Raw genomic sequence first — 9,436 nt, forward strand, 5'->3', positions numbered from 1 at the left:
CTCGCGAAGGTCACGTTGCCGAGCCTGAGATTCGCCTCCGACAGACTGACCTGCGCCTTGGCCTGCCCGAGCGCCGCGTTCATCTGCGATAGCTGGGCCTCGGCCTGGTCGAGCTGGCGGTCGAGATCGGGCGATGCGATCTTGACCAGCAGATCGCCCTGCTTGACCAGGCTTCCGATGTCGACCGAGCGCTGCGCGATATAGCCGGTGGCGCGCGCGAAGATGTTGGCCTGGTCAAACCCCTGCGTCTGGCCCGGCAAGGTGATCTTGATCGGATCGGACAGCAGTTTCGCCGGCGCCGTGCGCACGCTCGGCACGTCATTGTTGATATCGTCCTGGGTCTCCTTGGCGGCCGCATAGGTGCGCCAATGCCCCACCGCGCCGATCGCGAGCGCAACCGTCACGACCAGCAGAACAAGCCAGAGCAACCTGGACGATGGCGGAGCGGGCTTTCGCCGCGGCTCGTCGTCGCGCCCGGCCTGTTCAGCCTCGGCATGCTCGCTCCTGGTGGCCTGTTCGGCATTAACCTGATCGCTCCTGGCCTGCTCGCCTCTGGCCTCATCGCTTTTCGCCGAGAGCCGGTCATCCGTCGTCGCAGCGGTCATATGTAATCCTTCAAGGGTTTGGCCTCGCCGCTCCGCAATACCGAATAGAGCAAGGGAACGAACAACAGGGTCGAACAGGTCCCGACCAGGACGCCGCCGAGCACGGCGCGGGCCAGCGCGGCGTTTTGCTCGCTGCCCTCGCCCAGACCGAGCGCCATCGGAATCAGGCCAACGAACATGGCTGCCGCCGTCATCAACACCGGACGCAGCCGCGTCTCGCCCGCCTTGATGGCGGCTTCCACCGCGCTGCAGCCGGTCTGTTCCCGATGCTCGCGGGCAAAGGTCACGAGCAGGATCGAGTTGGCGCTCGCCACGCCGACGCTCATGATGGCGCCAAACAATGAGGGAATCGAGAAGCTCGTCTGCGTGACGAACAGGCTCATCACGATGCCGCAGAACGCGAGCGGCAGCGCCGCCAGCACGACGAACGGATCGCCCCAGTTCTGAAAGTTCACCGCCATCAGCAGGTACACGGCCACCATGGCGATCGCAAGTCCCAAGCCGAGGTTCTGAAACGCGCTGTGCATGTCGGCGATCTGGCCGAGCACCGAAATCTTGTCCGGCACCGGCAGGTTCTTCTGCTCGTCCTGCATGATCCGTGAAATCTCGCCGCTCACCGCGCCGAGATCGCGGTCCTGGACGCTGGCAAAAACGTCGTATTTCGGCTGGGTGTTGACGTGGTTGACCACGGTCTGCTCCGATTGGCGGCGGAGTTTTGCGATATTGTCGAACAGCGTGACGACGCCGGCGCCTCCTTGGCCTGCGGTCGCGGTCGACACGAACAGCGGCGTATTGCCGACGTCGGTCAGCGAATCGTTGCGGTATTCGGGCGTCTGCACCCAGAGCTGGTAGGGAATGCCGGTCTTGGGATCAGCCCAGAAATTCGGCGTGACCTGAAAGCTGCCGGCCAGGGAGACGTTGAGGGCATTGGCGACCTGCTGCTCGGTCAAGCCGATCTCCTGCGCCATTTGCCGGTCGACATCGGCAAAGAACTCCGGCGCATTGGTGATCTGCTGAATATGCACGTCGACGGCGCCGCGCACCGCGCGCAACCGCGCCTCGATATGCTGGGCGACATCGAGGTCCTTGGCGGCGTTGCGGCCGGTGACTTGAACGTCGACCGGGGTGATCGAGCCGAAATCCAGGATCTGCGTGATCATGTCCGCCGGCTGGAAGTAGAAGATGACATCGGGAAAGGCTTCCCGCAGAACCTGCCGCAATCGCGCCCGATAGGCATCGGTGGAGGCGTGGCCGGGCTTGAAGGAGATCAGGATCTGCCCGTCATTGTTGGCGACGAAGGAGCCGTCACCGAACGCAAAATTGTAGTTGCTGGCGGGCAGCCCGATGTTGTCGAGCACGAGGCCGATATCCTTGGCAGGGATGATCTCCCTGATCTTGTCTTCGATCGCGCCGAAAGTCTGCTCCGCGGTTTCGATCCGCTGGCCGGGCCGGGTTCGGACATGAAGCGTCAGTTCTCCGGCGTCGATCTGCGGAAAGTAGTCCTCGCCGACGAACATGAACAGCACACCGGCCAGGGCAACGACACCGCCGACCACGACGAAAGCCGCGATACGCCGTTCCAGCACGACATGCAGCAGTCCGATGTAGCCGTCGTGAAAGCGGGCGAAGGCCCGCTCGAAGCGGCCATGGAAGCGCGCAAAGAGTCCCGGCTTCTCGTCATCCTGATGCGACCGCTCGTGTCCCTGATCGCCGCCATGTTCGCCCGAGCCGAAACGACGTTCATGCTCGCGCCGGACCAGAACATCGATGAAGATCGGCACGATCGTGCGCGACAGCAGGTACGAGGCGAGCATCGCGAAAACCACCGCGAGCGCCTGAGGCGTGAACAGGAATTTCGGCGTGTCCTTCAAGAACAGCACCGAGACAAAGGCCGCGCAGATCGCCAGCGTCGAGATCAGCGCCGGCTTGGCAATACCGGCCGCGCCCTCGGCGACGGATTCGCGGAACGGCCTGCCCTCCTCCATCAACCGGTAGGTGTTCTCGATCGCAACCGTCGCATCGTCGACGAGGATGCCCACCGCCAGCGCCAGCCCGCCGAGCGTCATGATGTTGATGGTGTGGCCGAGCAGCGCCAGCACCGCAAGCGAGGTGAGAATCGACAGCGGGATCGAGATCAGCACCACCAGCGTCGAGCGCCAGGAGCCGAGAAACAGCAGGATCATCAGGCCGGTCAGGCCCGCCGCGATGATCCCTTCCCGCAGCACGTCCATGATCGCGCCCGACACGAAGACGGACTGATCGAACAGCAGGTCGATCTTCGATCCCTTCGGCGCGGCCTGGCGTATTTGCGGCAGGAAACTCTTGACATTGTTGACGACCGACAAGGTCGAGGCCTCACCGTTCTTCAGGATGGTCAGCAACACCGAGCGGCGGCCGTCGGCGCGCACGATGTTCTGCTGCGGCGGCGATCCGTCGCGCACATAGGCCACGTCGCGAACCAGAATCGGGGTGCCGCCGACCACCTTGACCGGCAGAGCGTTGAGCGCGGAAATCGCCTCGGGCGCCGAGTTGAGCCTGATCGGGTATTGGCCGGTGCCGATCTTGGCCTCGCCCGAGGGAACGGTGAGGTTTTCCGCCGAGAGCGCGTTGGTCACGTCGAGCGGCGTCAGCCCGTAACCTTGCAGGGCGTGCATGTCGAGATCGACCATGATCTGCCGCGGCGCGCCGCCATAGGGCGAGGGCAAGGTGCTTCCCGGCACCTGGGTCAACGTCTGACGAATGCGGTATTGCGCGTAGTCGTAGAGCTGCGACTGGCTCTGCTGGTCGGACGACAGCGCGAGCTGCACCACCGGCACGGATGACGCGGAAAACCGCATCACCACGGGCGGCTGGACGCCCGGCGGCATCAGCGCGCGGATCGAATTCATGGCCGAGACGACCTGCGTGATGGCGAGGTCGACAGAGACGTTCTGCTCGAAATAAACCCGTTCGATCGCCACCCCTTGCAGGGTGGTGCTTTCCATGCGCCGGATGTTGTTGACGTTGTTGGAGAGCGAAAACTCGCTATACGTCGTGATCCGTTGCGCCATGTCCGTCGTATCGAGCCCGGTATAGGTCCATACGATGACGACCACCGGAATATCGACCGTCGGCAGCACGTCCTTGGGCATCACGACCGCGGCTCCGACGCCGCCCAACATCATCAGGATCGACAACACGAAAAAGGATACGCGAAACTTCAGCGCGTATTTGACGAGACCCATATCTGTCCTTCAGCCCCTTTGCCTTCCCGCCGCTCTGTCTTCCAGCCCCATTCGTCTTCCAGCCCTGTCTTCCAGCGTCTTCGACGTCGCAGCGTCGCGACCTCGACATGTCTCACGGGGGCGGCAAACGTTGCGCTCGGCACGCGAACCCTCGGACCGACTGAACTCAATTCCCTGGTCGGGCCGGAGTTCCTCGGGCGCCGCCCGTCCGGGCGCGCCAGCCTCCCCATCCTTTCTCACATCCCTTTGAAATGGAAGGTAGATGGTTCTGGAAACCGCGGCCGCCGTCATCCGTTGACCCATGTCACCGAAATGGCGTGTTGAGAGACGGCCGATTGCTTTCGAGCTGTCAGCAGAGCCTTCGGCGAGTGCCCGGTCCATGGGCACGAATGTGCAATTCATGTGCAATTTCCCAAACGGAGTGTTCCCATGACCGAGCCCCGGCAACCCAACGGCGTCGAGCCCGCGCGCTCGGAAGACGACATACAACGCGAGCTCTTTGGACCACGTGGCATCCCGGGCGCGCCGGACCCTGCCAGGATGACCCCGCAAAGGGAAAAGAAGACGCCCAACAATATCGACCAGGGCCATACCGCCTAGGGGCGCGGCGGCGGAATACCGTTCGGGAGAGCGGGAAACTCAGAGGCAGATTAACAGACAGATGAGACGGGCTCTGGGCGCGACGGGCTCTGGGCGCGAAGTCTCGCAATTTTTTTAAACAGGCGGATTGAACCGGCGGTTCCTCGGGAAGTTAACAAGGCCGGACCGGGCGTTTGAATTAGCGAGATTCATTTTCCGTCATGATCAGCCGAGCGATCGTTCGAGTCGTCGATTTCTGCGCCCATTATCGCTGGTTGGTCATCATTGCCGGCGCGCTGTTGCTGCTCGGAACAGCCGTGTTCGACGTCGCGCGCTTTTCCATCAACACCGACGTCGAAGGTCTGATCTCGCAAAAACTGCCATGGCATCAGAGGCAGGCCGAACTCAACCAGGCGTTCCCGCAGAAGGGCATCGTGGCGGTCGTGCGGGGGCGGACGCCGGAAGATGCCGAAATGGCGACGGACGGGCTGGCGCAAGCGCTGACAAAGAACCCTGAACTGTTCAGCAATGTGGGGCAGCCGGACAGCGGCGATTTCTTCGCGCGCAATGGATTGCTGTTCGACACCACGGGGGATGTCAGGAAGACGGCCGAAGGACTGACCAGTGCGAAGCCGATATTGTCGGTGCTTGCCACCGATCCGAGCCTGCGCGGCGTCATGAAGGCGCTGACGTTCGCCGCCGAGGGCGTTCGCGCCGGCAAGATCAAGCTCGAGCAGCTGGCCTGGACGCTCTCGCTGGCCGATCGGACCTTGAGCGATGTGCTCGCCGGCAAGCCGGCCACATTCTCCTGGCAGGAATTGCTGCAAGGCCACGCTCCGTCGCCCGACCAGCTCAGGCACTTCGTGGAAGTCGCGCCCAAGCTCGATTTCAATGTGCTCCAGCCGGGACGCGCCGCCGAGGCTGCGATTCACCGCGCGGCCGCCGACCTCCAGCTTCCCGACAAGTCCGGTGCCACGGTCAACCTGACCGGCCAGGTGCCGATGAATGACGACCAGTTTGCGATCATCAGCAGCAGCGCGCTGCGCGACACGCTGACCGCGGTGCTCGGCGTGCTGCTGATTCTCTGGCTGGCATTGCGGTCGTCGAAGATCATCATCGCCGTATTCTTCAGCCTGATGGTCGGGCTTGCGGCGACCGCGGCGCTCGGCCTTGCCATGGTCGGCTCGTTCAATCTGATCTCGATCGCCTTCTTCGTGCTGTTCGTCGGACTGGGCGTCGACTTCGGCATTCAATACAGCGTGCGCTACCGCGCCGAGCGGTGCGAACACCACGACTTGCGCCTGGCGCTGCGAAGCGCGGCGCAGAAGGCCGGCAAACCGCTCGCATTGGCCGCCGCGGCAACGGCGGTCGGGTTTTTCGCCTTTCTGCCGACCAGCTATCAGGGCCTGTCGGAGCTCGGGCTGATCGCTGGTTGCGGCATGCTGATCGCGTTTGCCTGCAGCATTACGCTGGTGCCGGCGATGTTGATGGTGCTCAATCCGCCCGGCGAGATGGCGGCCGTCGGATTCAGGGGGCTAGCGCCGCTGGACGACTTTCTGCAGCGGCACCGCGTCGCCGTGATCTCCGGCACCGTCCTTGTCGTGCTCGCGGGCTTGCCGCTGCTCTGGCATCTGTCGTTCGATTTCAACCCGGTGAACCTGCAAAATCCGGATTCGCCTTCGGTCGTCACCTACCGGCGATTGCAGAGCGACCCGCAAACCAGCGGCAACGACGCGGAGATCCTGGCGCCTTCGCTCGAGCAGGCCGATGCGGTGGCGCGGCATCTCGCGACCGTTCCGGAAGTCTTGCGCGTTCTGACCCTGAGCAGCTTCGTTCCGGACGACCAGCCGGAGAAGATCGCGGCCCTGCAGGGCGCGGCGAAGGCACTCGACCCGGCGCTCAATCCCCGGCAACAGCAGCCCGCGCCGAGCGACCAGGACAATATCGCCGCTATCAGGAACGCGGCGGATGCCCTCGTCAAAGTTGCAGGCGACCAACAAGATGCTTCCGCCGACGCCGCCAGAAACGTCGCCAGTCTGCTCAAACGCCTCGCCGACGCGGATCCGAGTGTCCGCGACAGGGCTGCCGCCGCGCTTGTCGCTCCGCTGCGCTATGACCTCGATCGGCTGCGCAAGAGCCTTGCGCCGGAAACCGTGACAATCAAGTCGCTGCCGCCCAACCTGGTCAGCGACTGGCTGTTGCCGGACGGCCGCGCCCGCGTGCAGGCGCTGCCGAAGGGCGATCCGAACAAGACCAGCGTGCTGCGGCAATTCGCCAGGGCGGTGCTTCGCGCCGAACCATCAGCGGCGGGCGCAGCCGTCAGCTACTACGAATCCGGGAAGACCGTGACGTCGGCCTTCATCGAGGCCGGGCTTCTCGCGCTTGTCGCCATCGCGATCCTGCTGTTCATCGCATTGCGGCGGGTGACCGACGTTCTGCTGACGCTGTTCCCGCTGCTGCTGGCTGGCGCCGTCACGCTCGAAGTTTCGGTGATCTCCGGACTCGCGCTCAATTTCGCCAATATCGTCGCGCTGCCGCTGCTGCTCGGCGTCGGCGTCGCCTTCAAGATCTATTACATCATGGCCTGGCGCGCCGGAAAAACCGGCCTGCTGCAATCGACGCTGACCCGCGCCGTGGTGTTCAGCGCGATGACCAACGCGATCGCGTTCGGCAGCATGTGGGCCTCGAACTATCCGGGCATGGCGAGCATGGGCAAGATGATGGCGCTCTCGCTCCTCTGCACCATGGCCGCAGCCGTGCTGTTTCAGCCGGTCCTGATGGGCCGCCCGCGGCAGATCAAGCCGTTCCCCGAGGCGCCGGCCGCGCTGCGCCGCCAGGAGGCGGCCGAATAGGTCTTCCGCGGCCCGTCAATGATCTCGCGACGGCTGCCCGACGGCGTCTTTCCGAAGCCTTGGCCCGGGATCTTCCGTCGTGTCGGCGGGTCGAGTCGTCGGCTTCGGCATGCCGGCCTGTCCGCCATGCTTGCCGCCTTGATCCTGTGCGCCTTCCAGATCGTTTGCGTCGCCGTTCGCCTTGTCGTTCGCCTTGTCGTTCGCCTTGGGCATGTACGTCGTCCTTTTGAAGACTCTCGCGTCTTGATGAAAAGAACCGGGCTGGCGGAGGTTCGCGCGCGAGCGTGGTCGAGTCGGCCGCTACAGCTTTGACCAGCAGCCGGGGTGAAAACCGCCGCGGCGATGGGGCGTTCCAGGAACAAAGCGGTCAATGCTGCCATTGTCATGGCAACGGGGAGGCAGATGGCTGAACAAACTCCGGAAGGACCCGCCGAGATCGCCGCGCGGGTATGGAGCACGTATTTGATGCTCCACGCGGACGTTGATGAGAACGATCAACGTCGCGCGTCGCTCGCCCGCTATATCCACAAACGCTACGAGGCCGGCGTCCGCGACGAGGATGAACTCATCATGGCCGGCCTGGTGTATTTGCGCATGCTGGATTCCCTGCGCGACTCCGACTAGCAGTTCATCCCAGTGTTTTGACGTTTGATACCGGACCGGCCGCAGCGCGGCGCACGACGACATGCTGTGAACCACCACCTACTGACGCCGTCGATGATGGCCCCGGGATCATTGACCGCGACGGTCAGCCGGGCAGCACGCCCGGCGGCGGCTCTCTGGAGATCTCCCGCAGATCCTCCATCTCTCTCAATTCCGTTTCGGCCTGATGCCAGAACTGATCGTCGCGGCCATCGGGTTTTCCGGCTTGCTCCCAGAGCTTATGGGCGCGGATTCGGATCTGTTCGTCGGTCGGATAGGCCATCGGACTGTCTCCGTCAGGTTGCGAGTTCTTTCCGCACCGCGGCCGCCGAACTGCCGACCCGTTCGACCAGCCTGACAAGCTCGTCCTGACTGATCTTGAACTTGTGCGCCCAACATTTCACCTGGCGCGGTTCACGCACGTTGATCTTGCTGCGATCGGGCATGGCCCTCTTTGTCTGGCTATTCATCTTGCGACCTCCGGAGGGAGCACGGCCTTCAGCATTGGGGCTTTGCGGGACTTGAAGGCAAGGCCGTGCAGATCACCATGCCAATGACCCGGATGTGCAATGCCGTGAGGTAGGCTAGAGTTCCTCGCCGCACAGCTTGATCAGGCTGGCCGTGGCGCCGCTTTGCGAATGGCGCCGCGTCCCCTATGCTGGCTTCATTCCGACAGGCACGCCGATTCACGGATTGGGACCCGATATGGCCAGACGCACAGGCAGCGCCGATCTACCCCTGCATGGCGGGCGCGTGCCGCCGTGGCTCGCGACCCGGATGGCTTCGCTCGGTGCGATCATCACGCAGGCGATCGTGCATCACTATGGGCGCGACGCCTTCCTGCAGCGGCTGGCGCAGCCCTTCTGGTTTCAATCGTTCGGCGCCGTGATGGGGATGGACTGGCATTCCTCCGGCATCACGACAAGCGTCATCGGGGCCTTGAAGCGCGGGCTTGGACCGCTGCAGGACGAGCTCGGCCTCCATGTCTGCGGTGGCCGCGGCCAGCACTCCCGCAAGACGCCGGATGAGCTTGTCAGCCTGGGCGAACGGATCGGCTTCGATGCACGGCAGCTGGTGCGCGCCAGCCGGCTCGTCGCCAAGGTCGACAGCGCCGCGGTGCAGGACGGCTTCGATCTCTATCTGCACGGCTTCTTCGTCAGCGACGACGGCAAGTGGACCGTGGTGCAGCAGGGCATGAACGGCGACAGAAGGCAGGCTCGCCGCTACCACTGGCATTCCGAAACCACCAGGAACTTCCTGGACGAGCCGCACAGCGCCATCGACGGCCCTGCGCAGGGCGAGATCATCAATCTGACCGATCACCGCGCGGAAGCCTCGCGCACGGCCCAGCTCGAACTGCTCAGCGAATTCGGTCCGGACCGCATCGTATCGGAGTTCGAGGCGCTGAACGGCGCGCCAGCCGCTCAAGCCATGCTGCCGCATCTCATCATGCCCGCGCATCACGATGTGCGGCCGAAGGATGTCTTCGCGCGCCGGCTGCACGGCACCCTGGCGGCAGCGGCCGAGCGCGGCC

9 protein-coding genes are annotated in these 9,436 nt (G+C 64.0%); 4 read left to right on the top strand and 5 right to left on the bottom strand.

Annotated elements, in window-relative coordinates; translation table 11 throughout:
* The coding region (locus tag WCB02_RS04870; protein WP_423956705.1) for a biotin/lipoyl-binding protein at positions 1-605 on the bottom strand (605 nt) is incomplete at its 3' end.
* Entirely contained in the window at positions 602-3,829 is a 3,228-nt protein-coding gene (locus tag WCB02_RS04875) for an efflux RND transporter permease subunit (RefSeq protein ID WP_423956706.1), read from the bottom strand. The genes WCB02_RS04870 and WCB02_RS04875, both read right to left, overlap by 4 nt.
* 429 nt (positions 3,830-4,258) lie before the next feature.
* On the opposite strand from WCB02_RS04875, the gene WCB02_RS04880 reads away from it, so the two are divergent.
* Together WCB02_RS04880 and WCB02_RS04885 are read left to right on the top strand one after the other, a co-directional pair.
* The gene (locus WCB02_RS04880) at positions 4,259-4,429 is read left to right on the top strand and encodes a hypothetical protein (protein ID WP_423956707.1); all 171 of its coding nucleotides are present in this window, start codon (positions 4,259-4,261) and stop codon (positions 4,427-4,429) included.
* Between the two features lie 200 nt (positions 4,430-4,629).
* The gene (locus tag WCB02_RS04885) at positions 4,630-7,260 is read left to right on the top strand and encodes an MMPL family transporter (protein WP_423956708.1); all 2,631 of its coding nucleotides are present in this window, start codon (positions 4,630-4,632) and stop codon (positions 7,258-7,260) included.
* Between the two features lie 15 nt (positions 7,261-7,275).
* Here WCB02_RS04885 and WCB02_RS04890 read toward each other — a convergent pair whose 3' ends face one another.
* Positions 7,276-7,473 carry a hypothetical protein gene (locus tag WCB02_RS04890; RefSeq protein WP_423956709.1) on the bottom strand — a complete coding sequence of 66 codons (198 nt, stop codon included), beginning with the start codon at positions 7,471-7,473 and terminating at the stop codon, positions 7,276-7,278.
* 111 nt (positions 7,474-7,584) lie between these two features.
* Here WCB02_RS04890 and WCB02_RS04895 point away from each other — a divergent pair, with 111 nt between their 5' ends.
* Complete coding sequence (locus tag WCB02_RS04895; protein WP_423956710.1) at positions 7,585-7,884, top strand: hypothetical protein; 300 nt, start codon at positions 7,585-7,587, stop codon at positions 7,882-7,884.
* Between the two features lie 124 nt (positions 7,885-8,008).
* Here WCB02_RS04895 and WCB02_RS04900 read toward each other — a convergent pair whose 3' ends face one another.
* Together WCB02_RS04900 and WCB02_RS04905 are read right to left on the bottom strand one after the other, a co-directional pair.
* Complete coding sequence (locus WCB02_RS04900; RefSeq protein WP_423956711.1) at positions 8,009-8,185, bottom strand: DUF2934 domain-containing protein; 177 nt, start codon at positions 8,183-8,185, stop codon at positions 8,009-8,011.
* 13 nt (positions 8,186-8,198) lie between these two features.
* Complete coding sequence (locus WCB02_RS04905) at positions 8,199-8,372, bottom strand: DUF3606 domain-containing protein (RefSeq protein WP_423956712.1); 174 nt, start codon at positions 8,370-8,372, stop codon at positions 8,199-8,201.
* Positions 8,373-8,607: 235 nt separating this feature from the next.
* Between WCB02_RS04905 and WCB02_RS04910 the strand changes: the two genes are divergently transcribed.
* Positions 8,608-9,436: DUF763 domain-containing protein (locus WCB02_RS04910; protein WP_423956713.1), on the top strand; the 829-nt coding region annotated here is incomplete at its 3' end.

The organism is Bradyrhizobium sp. (genome assembly GCF_049581145.1).
Lineage (GTDB): Bacteria > Pseudomonadota > Alphaproteobacteria > Rhizobiales > Xanthobacteraceae > Bradyrhizobium.